This is a genomic window from Bradyrhizobium sp. HKCCYLRH3099 (genome assembly GCF_051167855.1).
Taxonomy (GTDB): Bacteria; Pseudomonadota; Alphaproteobacteria; order Rhizobiales; family Xanthobacteraceae; genus Bradyrhizobium.
Window position 1 is genome coordinate 1 of sequence record NZ_JBNPTW010000027.1, and the last position, 17092, is coordinate 17092.

General features: G+C 66.0%; 13 protein-coding genes. 10 read left to right on the forward strand and 3 right to left on the reverse strand.

Going from position 1 to position 17092, the window contains the following annotated elements; genetic code table 11:
• Positions 1–238: 238 nt before the first annotated feature.
• Complete coding sequence (locus ACQR1Y_RS32775) at positions 239–664, reverse strand: universal stress protein (RefSeq protein ID WP_434879765.1); 426 nt, start codon at positions 662–664, stop codon at positions 239–241.
• Positions 665–733: 69 nt separating this feature from the next.
• Positions 734–1276 (reverse strand): SixA phosphatase family protein, encoded by a 543-nt coding sequence (locus tag ACQR1Y_RS32780; protein ID WP_434879764.1) that lies wholly within the window; start codon positions 1274–1276, stop codon positions 734–736.
• 105 nt (positions 1277–1381) lie between these two features.
• Here ACQR1Y_RS32780 and ACQR1Y_RS32785 point away from each other — a divergent pair, with 105 nt between their 5' ends.
• The 10 genes from ACQR1Y_RS32785 (at position 1382) to ACQR1Y_RS32830 (ending at position 16484) form a co-directional block, all read left to right on the forward strand.
• Positions 1382–2809 carry an NAD(P)/FAD-dependent oxidoreductase gene (locus ACQR1Y_RS32785; protein ID WP_434879763.1) on the forward strand — a complete coding sequence of 476 codons (1428 nt, stop codon included), beginning with the start codon at positions 1382–1384 and terminating at the stop codon, positions 2807–2809.
• Between the two features lie 93 nt (positions 2810–2902).
• Complete coding sequence (gene msrB, locus ACQR1Y_RS32790; RefSeq protein WP_434879762.1) at positions 2903–3406, forward strand: peptide-methionine (R)-S-oxide reductase MsrB; 504 nt, start codon at positions 2903–2905, stop codon at positions 3404–3406.
• Positions 3407–3703: 297 nt separating this feature from the next.
• Positions 3704–5509, forward strand: coding sequence for a flagellar hook-basal body complex protein (locus ACQR1Y_RS32795; RefSeq protein ID WP_434862432.1), 1806 nt, complete (start codon positions 3704–3706; stop codon positions 5507–5509).
• A gap of 43 nt (positions 5510–5552) precedes the next feature.
• A complete protein-coding gene (flgK, locus tag ACQR1Y_RS32800; RefSeq protein ID WP_434879761.1) occupies positions 5553–7418 on the forward strand; it encodes a flagellar hook-associated protein FlgK in 1866 nt (621 codons plus the stop codon).
• A gap of 12 nt (positions 7419–7430) precedes the next feature.
• Positions 7431–9302, forward strand: coding sequence for a flagellar protein (locus tag ACQR1Y_RS32805; RefSeq protein ID WP_434879760.1), 1872 nt, complete (start codon positions 7431–7433; stop codon positions 9300–9302).
• A 95-nt stretch (positions 9303–9397) separates the two neighbouring features.
• Positions 9398–10204, forward strand: a complete 807-nt coding sequence (locus ACQR1Y_RS32810; RefSeq protein WP_434862435.1) for a hypothetical protein — start codon at positions 9398–9400, stop codon at positions 10202–10204.
• 7 nt (positions 10205–10211) lie between these two features.
• Positions 10212–11837 carry a hypothetical protein gene (locus ACQR1Y_RS32815; RefSeq protein ID WP_434879759.1) on the forward strand — a complete coding sequence of 542 codons (1626 nt, stop codon included), beginning with the start codon at positions 10212–10214 and terminating at the stop codon, positions 11835–11837.
• 52 nt (positions 11838–11889) lie between these two features.
• A complete protein-coding gene (locus ACQR1Y_RS32820) occupies positions 11890–13080 on the forward strand; it encodes an ATP-grasp domain-containing protein (RefSeq protein WP_434879768.1) in 1191 nt (396 codons plus the stop codon).
• A complete protein-coding gene (locus ACQR1Y_RS32825) occupies positions 13077–14585 on the forward strand; it encodes a pyridoxal phosphate-dependent decarboxylase family protein (RefSeq protein WP_434879758.1) in 1509 nt (502 codons plus the stop codon). The genes ACQR1Y_RS32820 and ACQR1Y_RS32825 overlap by 4 nt, the downstream gene beginning before the upstream one ends.
• Positions 14586–14930: 345 nt before the next feature.
• On the forward strand, positions 14931–16484 hold the full coding sequence (locus ACQR1Y_RS32830) for a flagellin (RefSeq protein ID WP_434862438.1): 1554 nt from the start codon (positions 14931–14933) through the stop codon (positions 16482–16484).
• Between the two features lie 176 nt (positions 16485–16660).
• Here the strand turns inward: ACQR1Y_RS32830 and flbT are convergent, their stop codons facing one another.
• A complete protein-coding gene (gene flbT, locus ACQR1Y_RS32835; RefSeq protein WP_434879757.1) occupies positions 16661–17092 on the reverse strand; it encodes a flagellar biosynthesis repressor FlbT in 432 nt (143 codons plus the stop codon).

The window sequence follows — 17092 nt, forward strand, 5'->3', positions numbered from 1 at the left end:
AAGTCCTCCTGCCGATCACCTCAACCTGTCACCCATGTCGTCGGTTTGTTCTGTCACCTATGTAGCCGGTTTGGACCACCCCCAACCCCTCCCCGCAAGGGGGAGGGGAGCTCACCGCCGTTGCGGGACGAGTTTTGCCTTACAACGAGGCTTGTCGTCATTTGAACCGCGTGCTGCGACTCGTAGCCAGATAGCAGGCCCGTTTGTAGCTACCTGCACGAGCGCATCGCTCAGACACTCACGGCCGCACCACCAGCACCGAGCACTTCGCGTACCGCACCACGTGCCCGGCATTGCTGCCGAGGAAATACGTCCGCATCGCCGGGCGGTGCGAGGTCATCACGATCAGGTCGGCTTTCACCTTGGCGGCTTCCTCCAAAATCTCGTGATAGATGCCGCCCTGGCGCACCGTGTAGCTGATGCGCTCCGTGGGGATGCCGGATTCGCGGGCGACGATCGACAGCGCCTCCTCGGCGGTCTCACGCTGCTGCGCGTCGAAATCGGCTGGCACGTATTCGGCCAGCATCACCGGCGTCATCGGCATCACGTTGAGCAGGTGCACCATGCCGCTCCAGGTCTGGGCCAAAGTGGCGGCCGTGGCGATGGCGGGCTTGGCGAGGTCGGTGTCGGCCAGATCGATCGGAACCAGGATCGAGTTGAACATCGCAAGGCTTCCTCTCTGTCGGCGACATTACGCGCCCGAGGGAACCTCGCTGTCAATCGACGCCGCCGCTCAATCGACCGAGCCGTGCTTGAGAAGCTTCGGCGTGACGAACATCAGCAGGTTGCCGCGGGCGAAGCTCACATCGCCCCAATCGTCGGTGTCGAAGTCGAACACGGCAAGGCCGGAGGTCGGCATGTTGCGCATCAGCTCGTGGCGCGCCTCGGCGTCGCCCCGGCCGGTGAGCGCCAGCGCCAGCTCGTGCATGCCGGGATTGTGGCCGACCACGAGCAGCTGTTTCGGATCGAACGCCGCGGCAAGCCGGATCTGATGCAGGATCTGCATTGGCTCGGCGGCGTAGAGTTCGGCCACGGATTCCACCTGCGGGGCGGGCACGCGGTCCTGCATCGCGGCGCGCGCGAGCTCCCAGGTCTGTTGCGCCCGGACCGCGGTCGAGACCAGCACCAGTTCCGGCGCCGGCGGCCGGCTCGCAATGAAGTCGCCGATGATGGCGGCATCCTGGTGCCCGCGCTCGTCGAGACGGCGGTCCTGGTCACGGCCGGATAGCGCGTCAGTCTCGGTCTTGGCGTGGCGCAGCAGCATCAATCGGCGCATGGAATCCGGTCTCGAATCGTTCAGGCTGGGTCAGGCTGTACCACGTCTCTTTATCGCCATTAAAAGCGTCATGACGACCGGCACAGGGTTCGCTAAGAAAACGCCATGAGCGAGACTTCCACAAGCGTGAACGATGACGCGGATGCCGCAGGGGCATTCGTCCGCAGCCGGCTGAATTTCGACCTCGATGTCGATGTCTGCGTGGTCGGGGCGGGATTGGCCGGGCTGACGGTGGCGCTGTGCGCCGCCCGGCAGGGCGCGAGCGTCGCGGTGCTGGAAGGGCGGCAGGTCGGATGGAACGCCTCCGGCGCCATGGTCGGCACCGTACTGCCGGGGTTCGACCTGGCGCTTCCGGACCTGATCGAGCGCGTCGGGCTGAAGCATGCCCGCGCGCTGTGGGCATTGTCGTGGTCGGGCGCCGAATTCCTCCGCGCGCAGGCGGCGACCATGCCGAACATGGCGTTGAGCGAGGGCGCCCTCGAAGTTTCCAACGTCGATGCCGGTGATGCGCTGATCCGGCGGCTGCAGATGCTGCACGAGGATTTCGACACCGAGGTCGAGGGCTGGCAGGTCGAGCGGGTCAGGACCGAGCTGAAGACCGAGCGCTATTTCCACGGTGTGCATTATCCGAAGGCGTTCCAGCTCGACGGCCGCGCTTATGTCCACGCGCTGGCGCGGCTGGCGCATCGCGCCGGCGCGCGGATCTTCGAGGATACGCCTGTTGTCAGCATCGATGCGTCGGGTGTGCGCAAGCGCATCGTGACGCCGTCGGCACGGATGCGGGCGTCGCATATCGTGCTGGCCGGCAACATCCATCTCGGCGCGCCGCTGCAGCGGCTGTCGGATACGCTGCTGCCGGTGTGGCGCTATGGCGGCGTGACTGCGCCGCTCGGCGAGCGGCTGGCTGAGGCGATCGCGTTCCAGGGATCGGTGCAGGACACCGACGGCATCGATCATTTCCGCATCGTCGAGGGCGACCGGCTGATGTGGGCGAGTCCGGAGACGACCTGGAATGCGCGGCCGAGCGGCTTTGCCTCGGCGCTGCAGCGCCGGATCCGCACCGTGTTTCCGCAGCTCGGCAAGGTCGAGATCACCGAGACCTTCGGCGGCGTCACCGGGCAGACCGTGCACGGCATGCCGCAGATCGGACAATTGCGCAAAGGCCTATGGGTCGCGAGCGGCTTCGGCCGGCAGGGGATGAACACCTCGGCGATGGCGGGGCAACTGATCGCGCAGGGCATCCTGGCGGGCGACGACCGCTGGAAGCTGTTCTCGCCGTTCGAGCTGGTCTGGGCCGGCGGCGTCAGCGGCCGGGTCGCCGGCCAGGTCGTCAATCTCTGGATCCGCGGCCGCGCCGCCGCCGCCGGCACCTTGGCGCGACATCGCGAGCGGGCGCGGGCGCAGGAGCGCGCGCGGGAGATCAGGGCTGCCGAAGCGCGCCGCCGGGCAGCCGAGCGACCCAATTCACGCCTGCCGCTGCGACCACAGCCGTCCGACCTCGACCGCCGGCCCGAGGCCGGGGAGGGCGGCTAGCTCGCAAGAAAGTGAGCCTTCAGGACCGCGCCTGGCGTAACTTCGCGACATCTCGCCCGTAAATCCGGTCACAACCGCCGTACGGAGACGTCCATGATCGATCGCCGCCTGATGTTCACCACCGCTGCCGGTCTGTTCGGCTTCGCTGCCTTGCGCTGGCTCGGCGGCTCCGCCCCGGCCCGCGCCGCCGAGAAGTTCGAGATCGAGAAGACCGAGGCCGAGTGGCGCGCGCAGCTCACGCCGGAGCAGTTCGACATCCTCCGCAAGGAGGGCACCGAGCGGCCCTGGACCAGCCCGCTGCTGAAGGAGCACCGCAAGGGCACCTTCGCCTGTGCCGGCTGCGACCTGCCGCTGTTCTCGTCGGAGACCAAATTCGACAGCGGCACCGGCTGGCCGAGCTTCTTCAAGCCGCTCGACAACGCCGTCGGCACCCGCCAGGACAAGACCTACGGCATGATCCGCACCGAGGTGCATTGCCGCCGCTGCGGCGGTCATCTCGGCCACGTCTTCGACGACGGCCCGAAGCCGACCGGTCTGCGCTACTGCATGGACGGACTGTCGCTGGTGTTCCATCCGGCCAATCCGTCGTCGACCTGAAGAATCTCCGCCTGGTCTCGCCGGCGCGTCCGTTCAAGGCTCCAGATGCGGGTCTGACGACGCGCCGGATGCTGTGCAAATTCAGCTGAGCCGGAGCGCGCTGGGGCGCGTCCCGGCCCGGCAAGAACTGCCGGCTCGGCAATTGTTCACCACTCCTGCCGACGGTTTCTTGACGTTGTTATTTCGCAAGCCGTTGATTTCGCATCACATTCATAACTGGCACGGTGATTGCGACAGCTCTCCACGAAAACGCGGCCTTGGGCGGACCGGCCGCCGGGTCAATGTGGAGAGAATGGTATGGGTATCTTCGACGCGATGAACACCTCGGTGAGCGGACTGTCCGCTCAATCATTCGCGCTGCAGAACATTTCCGGTAACATCGCGAACGCCTCGACCGTTGGCTACAAGGGCATCGGCACCAGCTTCGAAGACCTCATTCCGAACGCCACCAATCCGACCCGGCAGAACGCCGGCGGCGTGACCGCCTTCGCCAAGGCGACGATCACCACCCAGGGCACGGTCTCGACCTCGTCGGTCGCCACCAACATGGCGATCAACGGCGACGGCTTCTTCAACGTGCAGAAGGCCTCGTCGGTCGTCGACAACGTGCCGGTCTTCACCGGCGTCACCAACTACACGCGCCGCGGCGACTTCCAGCTCAATGCCAACGGCAATTTGATCAACGGCGCCGGCTATTATCTGATGGGCGTCGCGGTCGACGCCAAGACCGGCAACGCCACCGGCAACGTGCCGACGGTGCTGCAGTTCGCCAACAACTTCGTGCCGGCACAGGCGACCACCGCGATCCAATACGCCGCCAACCTGCCGACGCAGCCGAAGACCGGCGCGAGCGGCAACGCGGCGACCGGCACCTTGGTCGCGGCCGGCGGCCTCAACTCGGCCGACCTGTCCAACGTGCCGCTGCCGGTCGGCACCAATTTCTACGCCGACGCCACCACCACGGGCGGCACCGCGGTCAACAAGAACGCGGCCAACATCACCACCTCGACCTTGCTGTCGGGCGCCGCGGCGACCGACTCGATCACCACCAACTTCACCGCCGGCGACACCATCACCCTGACCGGCAGCGCGGGCGACGTCGTCACCTTCACCTTCGTCGCGTCGGGCGCCTCGGGCAACCAGATCAATGTCGGCGATTCCGTCGGCACCTTGCTCGCCAAGATCGCGACCGTCACTGGCGTGCAGCCGACTATCACCGCCGGCAAGATTACGCTGCACTCGGGCAGCGGCGAGGACTGGACCTTGAGCAGCGCATCGGGCGGCTTCACCGCGCTCGGCCTGACATCGCCGGTGTCGCTGACGCGAACGGCAAGCGCGGGTACCGGCATCGTCATCGGCAACGACCTCACCAACTTCAACAACGAGACGATCTCGGGCGGCGCGGTCACCACCTACAACTCCGCGGGTACTCCGGTGAACGTGCAACTGCGCTGGGGCAAGACCGACAGCGCGACCCTCGGCACCGGCCACAAGGACACCTGGAACCTGTTCTATCAGACCAATTCGACGGCGACCGGTTCGACCGTGGCCTGGCAGAACGTCGGCACCAACTTCGTGTTCGCCTCCGACGGCTCGCTGGTGTCGCCGACGAGCTCGAACATTTCCATTCCCAATGTCGTGGTCGACGGCACCACGCTCGGCACCGTGAGCCTGAACATCTCGTCGGGCGCACTGACGCAATATGCCAGCACGATCGGCTCGGCGACCATCAACCAGATCTCGCAGAACGGTTTTGCCGCCGGCCAGCTGCAGTCGGTCGCCGTCAACAACAGCGGTATCGTCACCGGCACCTTCTCCAACGGCCAGACCATCAATCTGGCCCAGGTGACCTTGTCGCACTTCAACGGCACCAACTACCTGAAGGCGCTCGACGGCGGCGCCTATGAGGCGACCGACCAGTCCGGCCAGGCCATCATCGGCGCGTCCGGCAAGATCTCGGGCGGCTCGCTGGAAGGCTCGAACACCGACATCGCCGACGAGTTCACCAAGCTGATCGTGACCCAGCAGGCCTATTCGGCGAACACCAAGGTGATCACCACCGCCAATTCGATGGTGCAGGATCTTCTGAACGTGCTGCGCTGACGCGCGGCCACGTGGCAGTTGAATTGACATAAGGCAAACGAACATGGGTTTGAGTTCAGCCCTCGCCACCGCGATGTCCGGCCTGCGCTCGACGCAGGCGGCGCTCTCGATCATCTCGTCGAACGTCGCCAACGCCAACACGCCCGGCTACGTCGCACAGAACCCGAACCAGATCGAAGTCGCCTCTGGCGGCTTCGGCTCGACGGTGATGACGACCGGCGTCAACCGTCAGCTCGATTTGTTCGTGCAGAACCAGCTCCGCACCGAGACCTCGGGCGGGGCCTATGCCAATCAGATGGCCAACATCCTGACGCAGCTGCAGAGCGTGTACGGCACGCCCGGCGGCAGCGGCACGCTGGAGACGGCGCTCAACAATTTCACGACGGCGCTGCAATCGCTGTCGAACAATCCGAGCAATCAGTCGGCGCAATCGGTGGCGCTGTCGGCGGCGCAGGGCGTGGCGCAGCAGCTCAACGCGACCACCAAGGGCATCCAGACGCTGCGCACCAATGTCGAGCAGGACATCGGCAACTCGGTGACGCAGGCCAATGCGGCGATCAAGCAGATCGCCACGTTGAACACGCAGCTTCAGGGTCTCGCCCCGTCGGATCCGCTGACGGCGACGTTGCAGGACCAGCGCGACAACGCGATCGACACGCTGTCCAAATATGTCGACATCCGTGTCGTGTCGGACTCGACCAACGGCGTCAGCGTGTTCACCAATTCCGGCATCCAGCTCGTCGGCGCCGGGCTGTCCTCGGAATTCACCTTCTCCTCGCCTGGCACGCTCGATGCGACCTCGCTCTACAACAGCGATCCGACAAAGACCGGCGTCGGCCAGCTCAACATCAAGCTGTCGAACGGCGTGTCGCTCGACGTCGTCTCCAACAATCTCCTGAACTCCGGCCAGATCGCAGCCGATCTCAAGCTGCGCGACCAGACCCTGGTGCAGGCGCAGACCCAGGTCGACCAGCTTGCGGCGACGGTGGCGTCGGCGCTATCGGACAAGACCACGGCGGGCACCGCGGTCACGGGTCCGCCGGCCGGCTTCGATGTCTCGACCACCGGCCTGTTGGCCGGCAACACGATCAACCTGACGTATACGGATTCGAGCAACATCCAGCGCCAGGTCAAGATCGTCAACGTCAACGATCCCGCCGCGCTGCCGCTGCAGAACGCGACCGGCGCCAACCCGTCCTATGTTGGCGTCGACTTCTCGCTCGGCATGGCCTCTGTGGTGTCGCAGCTCAACAGCGCGCTGGGATCGGCGCATCTGCAATTCTCCAATCCCTCGGGCACGACGCTGCGCATCACCGATGACGGCACCAGCCAGGCGACGGTGAAGTCGGCGTCGTCGACGGTCACGGTCCAGACATTGGCCAGTGGCAATGCGCAGCTGCCGGTGTTCACCGACGGCGGCGCGCTCTACACCGGCAAGATCACCTCGACGGGCAGCCAGATGACCGGGCTCGCCGGGCGGCTCAACGTCAATCCGGCGCTGCTCAACGATGCGACCAAGCTGTCGACCTATTCGACCTCACCGCAGACGCCCGCAGGCGACGCGACGCGGCCGGACTTCCTGTTCGCGCAGCTGACATCGGCCACCTTCAGCTACTCGCCGACTACCGGGCTCGGCTCGGCCGCGCAGCCGTTCCAGGGCACGGTGACCGGCTATCTGCAGCAATTCGTCAGCCAGCAGGGCAGCGCCGCCAACCTCGCGACCCAGCTCAGCCAGGGCCAGAGCGTCGTCGTCAGCACGCTCAAGGAAAAGTTCAACGCCACCGCCGGGGTCAACATGGACAGCGAGATGTCCAACCTGATCCAGGTCCAGAACACCTACGCGGCCAACGCCCATATCATGTCGGTCGTGCAAAGCATGATGCAGAGCCTGCTCCAGGCCTATCAGTAAGGCGCGTGTAAGATGTCGATCAGCAGTGTCAATTACGGAACGTCTCTGCTCGGCCTGTCCGTGCGGAACATCTCCAACCAGCTTGCGGACCTCTCGACGCAGCTCTCCAGCGGCGTCAAGTCGAACAACTATGCCGGCATGGGTCCGGACGAGGGGTTTGCGATCGCGGCGCGGGCGCAGCTGTCGAACATCTCGTCGTTCACCTTGACGATGACCCACGTCAATACGGTCATCGGCGCGGTCAACACCTCGCTGCAGTCGCTGTCGAAGATCAGCAGCCAGATCCAGAGCGGCGCCGCGGCGACGCCGCAGAACCTGACCAGCACCGGTCAGACCACCGGCCAGCTGACGGCCTCGTCGAACCTGTCCGCGATCACCGGCATCCTCAACACCCAGGTCGGCGACCGCTTCATCTTCTCGGGCACCGCCACCGACCGGCCGGCGATCGCGTCCGCCGACGACATCCTCAACGGCACGCCGACACAGGCCGGCCTGAAGCAGGTCATCGCCGAGCGGCAGCAGGCCGATCTCGGGCTCAACGGCCTCGGCCGCCTCAATCTGTCGGCCTCGGCGACGATGCCGATCACGCTTGCGGAGGACGTCGCCGGCTCGCCCTTCGGCTTCAAGCTCAGCAACGTCAATTCGACGCTGACCAACGCCACCGTGACCGGACCGTCCGGCTCGCCGGCCGGCATCTCGGTCGACCTCACCGCCGGCAATCCCAATGCGGGTGACCAGATCAGCTTCACCTTCAAACTGCCCGACGGCACCTCGGAGGCGATCAAGCTGACGGCGTCGACCACGACGCCGGCGCCCGCCAATACGTTTGCGATCGGCGCCACGCCGGCTGCGACGTCGGCCAATCTCAACGCGGCGCTGAACACGGCGTTGACGACGCTCGCCAACACCTCGCTGGTAGCGGCCTCGGCGGTCACCGCGGGTGATAATTTCTTCAACACCGCGAGCTCCGTGTCGGGGACCGCCGTCAACAACAAGGCGGCGATTCCGGCGCCGATCACCGGCGCGACCCTGCTGTCGGGCGCGGCCAGCACCGACTCGATCGCGACGAACTTCGCAAGTGGCGACACCCTCACGGTGAACGGGCAGACGCTGACCTTCGTCGCGTCCGGCGCCAACGGCAACAATCAGATCAACATTACCGACAGTGTGCAGACGCTGCTCGGAAAGATCGACACGTTGAGCGGCACCTCAAAGGCCTCGACGGTCAGCGGCGGGGTGATCACCTTGCGGACCGACGATGCCGCCAGCTTCTCGCTGACGAGCTCGAACGCCGGCGCGCTGTCCGCGCTGGGCTTCTCGGGCACCGTGACGGCTCCGACGCCGCCGTTGCGGGTGTCCGGCTCGCCGCTGGCGTCGGCGACCAGCCTGGTCAACGGTTCGGCCAACACGGTCAATTGGTACACCGGCAACAGCGGTCCCGGTTCGGCGCGGTCGAGCGCGACCATCCGCATCGACACCGCGCAGAGCATCCAGTTCGGCGCCCAGGGCAACGAGTATGCGATCCGCAATCTCGTGCAGCAGACCGCGGTCTATGCCGCGGTCGTGACGCCGCCGGCGGGCGCCAATGCCGGGCAGCAGATCGGCGCGCTGAGCCAGCGCATTGCCGCCAATCTGACGCCGCAGCTCGGCCAGCAGACGATCTCGGACATCCAGACCGACTTCGCCAACGCCCAGACCACGATGAAGGACGCGACGGCGCGCCAGACCCAGGCCAAGGCGGCGATGCAGAGCCTGGTCGACCAGACCGAGGGCATCTCGCAGCAGGAGGTGGCGAGCCAGCTCTTGCAGCTGCAGACCAATCTGCAGGCGTCCTATCAGACCACGGCAATGCTCGCCCAGCTGACGCTGGTCAAGTACCTGTAGAACGACGGGGGAGGCGGCGGTTAGGCTTTCGTTAACCACGTCTCTTTAGCTTTTGTTCAGATCTGGGGCGAGAGCCTCTTTGTCTGGAGGCTGACGTGAGTGACGTGACCGACGAGCGGATTCACCTGGTGATCGCCACCCCGTGTTTCGGCGGCCAGGTGTCGAGCATCTATGCGAGCTCGATCTTCGCCCTGCAGCGCGAGCTGCGCGCGACGTCGAACGTCGGCCTGACCGTGCATATGCGCGACGGCGATGCGCTGATCACCCGGGCTCGGGCCAATCTGGTCACGCTGTTCCTCAACGATCCCACCGCGACGCACCTGCTGTTCGTCGACGCGGATATCGGATTCACGCCGAAGCAGGTGTTTCGCCTGATCGAATCCGGCGGCGACATGGTCGCCGGCGTCTATCCGATCAAGAAGGTCAACTGGACCAAGGCGCGCCGCGCCATCCAGTCCAACCGCATGGACGTGCCGGCCGCTTCGCTGGATTATGTGCTCGAGATCGAGAATCCGGACCATGTCGCCGTGGTCAACGGCTTCACCCGCGTCCGCTATGCCGGCACCGGATTCCTGATGATCCGCCGTCGCGTCATCGAGGCGATGATCGCACATCCTGCTTACGCGCCGCTGCAGTTCTTCCGTGAGCATTCCCAGGATGCGCTGGCTGGCAGCCCGAACCGCTTCGCGCTGTTCGAATGCCTGATCGATCCGGAAACCGGCACCTATCTCAGCGAGGATTTCGCGTTCTGCAAGCGTTGGACCGATCTCGGCGGCGAGATCTGGGCTGATCTCGACAGCCGTCTCGATCACGTCGGCCCGTCCGTGTTCCACGGCAACGTCGCCTCGCAATTCGCCTCGGCGATCGCGGTTCCGACCGCTGCCGCTGTCGACGCCGCGTGACATCAGCATGATGCCGGCGGCAACTCGGCCCGACGTCTCCTGGCTCTCGGGTCATGCGCGGCGCGACGGCGCGGCGACAGGACTGCGCGATCTCTTTGCGTTGCTTGGCGATCTTCTGATCGATGGCGGCGATGCCCGCCTGTCGCTCGACCGCCCCTGGGGCCGCAACGCCTATGGCTGCGGACCATCGCCTGCGCCCGATCTGTTGTGCTTTTCGTCGAGCACGGCGTCGCCGATCTCGGAGCGTGCCTATGCCCGCGTCGAGCTCGCGCGCGAGCAATTGATGCATGCGGCGATTTCGCTTGGCCTCGACGCGGCGCTGGACCTGCGCACCGAGGAGATGCGGTGCGAGTTGCGACAACAATTCGGCCTGGACGACGACGTCGGCATCGTCTTCTCGCCCTCCGGCACCGACTCGCAGCTGCATGCGCTGGCGCTCGCGCGAGCGCTGCTGGGCGATGCCGTCACCAGCGTGGTCGTCGGCTCCGATCAGACCGGGAGCGGCACCGCGGCGAGCGCGCGCGGCCGTCACTTCAGCACACGGACCGCGGGCGGCCTGACGGTGACGAAGGACGGACCGATCGACGGACTGGCGGGCGAGGCGGTGTCGGTGCCGCTGCTCGACGGCGCATCGCTGCAGCCGCGCAGGAACATTCAGTCCGACGTGTTCGACGCGGTCGAGGCGCTGGTGCGCGACGGGCGCAGCGTGCTGCTCCAGGTGATGGACGCGTCCAAGCTCGGCTGGCGCGCGCCGGGCATGGCGTGCCTGGACGAGGTGTCGCGGCGCTGGCCGGATCGGGTCCAGATCGTGGTCGACGCCTGCCAGATGCGGCTCGGCGCGGCGTGGCTGCGCGACCATCTGGCGCGCGGTCATCTCGTGCTGATCTCCGGCTCGAAGTTCTTTGGCGGACCGGCCTTCAGCGGCGCGCTCCTGGTTCCGCCGTTGGTGTCGGCGGCGCTGCGCGGGGGAAATCCCGTTGCGCCGGGCCTGTTCGACTATGTCGGCCGCAGCGACTGGCCGGTCGCCTGGACGGATCTGCGCGCGCGCTCGGCGCCGCGCGCCAACATCGGGCAATGGCTGCGCTGGGAGGCCGCGCTCGACGAGATCGCCGCCTATCATGCCGTGCCCGCGGCATTCCGCCGGATGGCGATCCGGCAACTCGGCGAGACCATCACGAGCCTGCTGATGCTGTCGCCGGTGTTGCGGCCGATCGCGGCAGGTTCAGTCGCGGCGGACGAAGACGGCGACGAGTTCGGCTTTCCGACGATCTTTCCGTTCGCGCTTCAGCGCGACGGCAAACTGCTCGATCTCGGAGAGACGCAGGCGGTCTATCGCGCGCTCCAACACGATCTCGGCAGCCGCTTCAGCGGCTCCATGGCTGACGTCGCCGCGCGCCAGTGCCTGGTCGGTCAGCCCGTCAGGATCGAACGCCCCGGCGCGGCGCCGACCGCCGCGCTGCGGCTGTGCATCGGCGCGCGCCAGGTGACCGAAGCCTGGTGCGACGACCACACCACCGCGCGCGTCAATCTCGAAGCCGACATCGACCGCGTGGTCGACATCGTCGCCAAAACAGAGCTGCTCGTGTCGGAGCTGAGCAGCCAGGATCTCAGGGACATCTGCAATGCCGATTGATCTGCTCGCGCTGGCCGAGGCGCCCGGCGCAGGATGTGCCGACCGCATCGGCATGGCCAAGCTCGCCAAGGCCGCGTTCGACGGCCAGGATCTCAAGCCGATGTGGGCGGCCTTGCTCGGCAAGCTGCTCGACGGCACGGCCACGCCGGGCGAAGGCCTCGACCTCGCGCTCGTCGCGCAGCTGATCGGCGAGAAATCATCCGGGCTCGCGATCCAGCACGACGTGCTGCAGGCGCAGCAGCTCTACCGCGTGATCCGCCAGGACACGCCGCCGCGGCTGCGCGTGCTGGCGCTCGCGGCGTCCACCGACATGGGCAGCAACACGCCGATCGAATTCCTGCTCGAGGACACGGATATCGAGCTGCTGCTGCTCTATGTCGTGCCGGGGACGGATCTCATGGCGCCGCTGCCGGCGCACGACGTCGCCATCGTGATCGCCTCCGACTCCGAGGATTGCCAGCATGCGCTGCGCGAGATCGACGCGGTCGCGGCGCGCTGGCCGCGTTCGCTGCTGAATCCGCCGGAGCGGATCTGGCATCTCGATCGCGACAAGCTGCACGCGCTCCTGGCCGGCATCGAAGGGCTGGTCATTCCGGCGACGATTCCCGTCGATCGCGACCGTCTGGTCGAGATCGCCGAGGAACGCGAATGGATCGCCGATCTCGACAGTTCGCTGGTGTTTCCGCTCATCGTGCGTCCGCGCGGCTCGCATGCCGGTGTCGGCCTCGAGAAGGTCGAGGAGCCGCTCGAGCTCTCGCTCTATCTCGACGAGCGCGACGAACAGGAATTCTTCCTGTCGCGCTTCGTCGACTATGCCAGCGAGGACGGCCAGTTCCGCAAATACCGCGTCGTGTTCGTCGATGGCACGGCCTATGCCTGCCACATGGCGATCGCGAAGCGCTGGGACATCTGGTACCTCAACGCCAACATGTCCGGCAGCGAGAGCAAGCGCCTCGAAGAGGCGACCTTCATGCAGACCTTCGACATCGGCTTCGGCCGCCGCCATCGCAGCGTGCTCGATGCCATCGCCGCGCGCGTCGGCCTCGACTACTTCATCATCGACTGCGCTGAAACGAAGGAGGGCGCGCTGCTGGTGTTCGAGGCCGACAACACGGCCGTCGTCCACAACATGGATCCGCCCGATATCTTCCCCTACAAGCCGCCGCAGATGCGGAAGATCTTCGCGGCATTCGCCGAGATGATCGCGAAGCGCGCCGCGGCGCGCGCGGAGCAGGCTGCGTGACCACGGAGCTGCGCAACGAGGCTTCGTTGCGGCCGGGAGCTGCGCTCGACCCGCGGGACTGGGACGAGGTCCGTGCGCTCGGTCATCGCATGCTCGACGACATGATCGACTACGTCGCCGGCATCCGCGACCGGCCGGTGTGGCAGCCGATGTCGCCGGCGACGCGGCAAAGCTTCCGCAGCGAGTTGCCGCATGCGCCGACCGAACTCGCCGACGTCTATCGCGATTTCACCGAACGCGTCGTGCCGCATGCCACCGGCAATGTTCATCCCGGCTTCATGGGCTGGGTGCATGGCGGCGGCACCGTCGTCGGCATGCTCGCCGAGATGCTCGCAGCCGGACTGAACGCCAATCTCGGCGGCCGCGACCATGCGCCGATCGAGGTCGAGCGCGAGGTCGTCGACTGGACGCGGCAGTTGTTCGGCTTGCCCGAAGGCGCGAGCGGCATCTTCGTGACCGGTACGTCGATGGCCAATCTGATGGCGGTGCTGGTTGCGCGGCGCGCGGCGCTGGGCGCATCCGTTCGCACGGCGGGACTGGCCGGGCAGGGCGGACGCTTGCGTGTTTACACATCCAGGGCCGCGCATGGCTGCATCGCCAAGGCGATGGACATCTGCGGGATGGGCAGCGATGCGCTGCGCAGCATCGCGGTGGACAAGGCGCACCGGATCGACATCGCGGCGCTGCGCGAGGCGATCGCGCAGGACCGTGCGGCGGGCCTGCATCCGTTTCTCGTCGTGGCCTCCGCGGGCACCGTCGACATCGGCGCGATCGATGATCTCACGGAGGTGGCGGAAGTCTGTCGTCGCGAAGGGCTTTGGTTCCACGTCGATGGCGCGTTCGGCGCGCTTGCGATGCTGGCGCCCGCACTTACGCCGAAACTCGCCGGCATCGAGCAGGCAGATTCGTTGGCGCTCGATTTTCACAAATGGGGGCAGGTGCCTTACGACGCCGGATTCCTGCTCGTGCGCGATGGGAAAATGCATCGCGACGCCTTCGCGGCGCCCGCCGCCTATCTGCGTCGCGAGACGCGCGGGCTTGCCGCCGGCACCGAATGGCCGTGCGATCTCGGCCCCGATCTGTCGCGCGGCTTTCGCGCACTGAAGACCTGGTTCACGTTGAGGACGTTCGGCACCGACGCGCTCGGCGCCGTGATCGAGAAGACGTGTGAGCTCGCGCGCCACCTCGAAGCGCGGGTGCGCGCCGAGCCGGAGCTCGAGCAGCTCGCCCCGGTCCATCTCAACATCGTCTGTTTCCGCTATCGTGCAGATGAGGCCGACGCGCTGAACGGCGAGATCGTTGCCGATATCCACGAATCCGGCATGGCCGCGCCGTCGACCACGATGATCGACGGACGCTTGGCGATCCGCGCGGCGATCGTCAACCATCGCACCGAAGCGCGCGACATTGATCGGTTGGTCGATGCGGTCCTCATGTTCGGCCGCCGGCGCGCCGCGGGCCTGATGCCGTTGATCGAGGTGGAGGCGCCGCCACTCTCGCTGTGATTGCAGATGATGGTTTCAGTCCGCTGCGCTGGTCGATGATTACCACCGGCGAGCGCGCGATGACGCGTGTCTTACGGTTTCCAAAGGTGGTTGACGCGTAGTGAAGATCACGCGCGTCTGGTGAATCTCTGAACCTTTTCAACGGGCGCTTTCGCGCGCCTGTGCGACGATACGACACGCCGAATGGCCTATTCTACCGATTGAAGCAGCGCCGGCCTACAACCGCTTCAGCGTTTGTTAGCCACTGCCCTTCACCGTGACGCCCGTCGCTCCGGTCGCCAAGCCGCCGGGCTTCACCCGATCTCGAAGGGATCGGGTCTTGTTTCACACCAGAAGGGTATGAAAATGTCAGGTATCGTCCTATCGGCGTCGGTGCGCCAGAATCTGCTTTCGCTCCAGTCGACGGCTACGCTTCTCGCCACCACCCAGAACAACCTCTCCACGGGCAAGAAGGTCAACTCGGCTCTCGACAATCCGACCAACTTCTTCACCGCCCAGGGCCTCGACAACCGCGCTTCCGACATCTCCAATCTGCTCGATGGCATCGGCAACGGCGTGCAGGTTCTGCAGGCCGCCAACACCGGCATCACCTCGCTGCAGAAGCTCGTCGACAGCGCCAAGTCGATCGCCAACCAGGTGCTGCAGAGCGCGGTCGGCTACTCCACCAAGTCGAACGTCGTCTCGTCGGCGCTGACCGGCGCAACCGCGAACGACCTGCTCGGCTCGAGCGCGACCTCGGTGACCGGCTCCGTCGTGAACAACGACAACACCTCGTCCGCCTCGGCGATCACCGGCTCGACCAAGCTGTCCGGCACCGCAGGCACGGCGTCGAACAACCTGGCGACCGGCATCACCTCCGGTGAAACGCTGGTCGTCAACGGCACCACCTTCACCTTCGTCACCGGCACGACCTCGACCGGCACCAGCATCGGCATCGGCGATTCCGTCAGCAACCTGCTGTCGGCGATCTCGACGCAGGCCGGCGTGACCGCTTCGGTGACCGCGGGTGCGATCACGCTGACCGCTCCGGCGGCAGGATTGACCGTCTCCGGCAGCTCCGGCACCTTGGCCAAGCTCGGCCTGTCGACCACCGGCAACGCCTTGGCGGGCCAGACGCTGACGATCGCGGCGACGGGCGGAGGAACGGCGACCAGCTTCACGTTCGGGCTAGGGACGGGGCAGGTGAAGTCGCTGAACGACCTCAACACCAAGCTCGCAGCCAACAACCTGCAGGCGACGCTCGACTCGTCCACCAACAAGCTGACGATCTCGACCACCAACGATGCGGCGTCGTCGACGATCGGCACCATCGGCGGCACGGCGTTCTCCGTCAGCGGCAACGCCTTCAACGGCGCCACAATCGCCGCTCCGGTGGCCGATTCGACCGCGCAGACGGCGCGCGCCAACCTGGTCTCGCAGTACAACAACGTGCTGACGCAGATCAACCTGACGGCGAGCGACGCCTCGTTCAACGGCGTCAACCTGCTGAACGGCGATACGCTGAAGCTGACCTTCAACGAGAACGGCAAGTCGACGCTGTCGATCACCGGTGTCACGTTCAACTCGGCCGGTCTCGGCCTGTCGACGCTGACCTCGGGCACCGACTTCCTCGACAACGCCTCGGCGAACAAGGTGATCGGCGTGCTGACGAGCGCAAGCTCCACGCTTCGCTCCGAAGCCTCGACGCTGGGTTCGAACCTCTCGGTCGTGCAGATCCGTCAGGACTTCAACAAGAACCTGATCAACGTGCTGCAGACCGGCTCGTCCAACCTGACGCTCGCCGACACCAATGAGGAAGCGGCCAACAGCCAGGCGCTGTCGACCCGCCAGTCCATCGCGGTGTCCGCGCTGTCGCTCGCCAACCAGTCGCAGGCGAGCGTCCTGCAGCTGCTCCGCTGATCCGCCAGAACGGCAGGATCGAAATCGAGAACGGCGGGGGCAACCCCGCCGTTCTTTTTATTTTGTCCCGACATCGCTCAAAGGAGTGCAGCGTGCGTCGCGGTCGCAGGCAAAGCAAAGCCCGGCGTCGCGTCCGCGAGCCGGGCTTTCGCTTTCCAGAGTCGAGCTGAAACCAATCAGGCCGCCGAGCTCACCGGCTTGTCCTGGTCGGGTTGTTCGGCTTCAGCCTGTTCGATCAGCTTCTTCTCGTAGGCCACGAGTTTCTTGGCCTCCTTCAGCGCCTGATACAGATCGCCATTGAGGATATGGCCGTTGATCGCCTCGATGATCGGCCAGGCGCTCGGAACGGTCGTGATGATGTCGCGCAGCAGGTTGAAATAGGTGCCGTGATCGGCGTCGGCGCCCGGCGAAATATACATCAGCTGCACGGCCAGATAGACGAGCTTGGCGGGCGTATCGGCCGTCTCCGGCGTCAGAATGTCCTTCTCGCGCAGGATCGGAATGTTCTCGCCATCGATCAGGAGGCGCGCGCGCTGGTCGGTGTTGGTGATCACGCAGGAGCCGATGATGATGCGCTCATGCGGCTTGAGTTCGACTTTCAGGGCCAT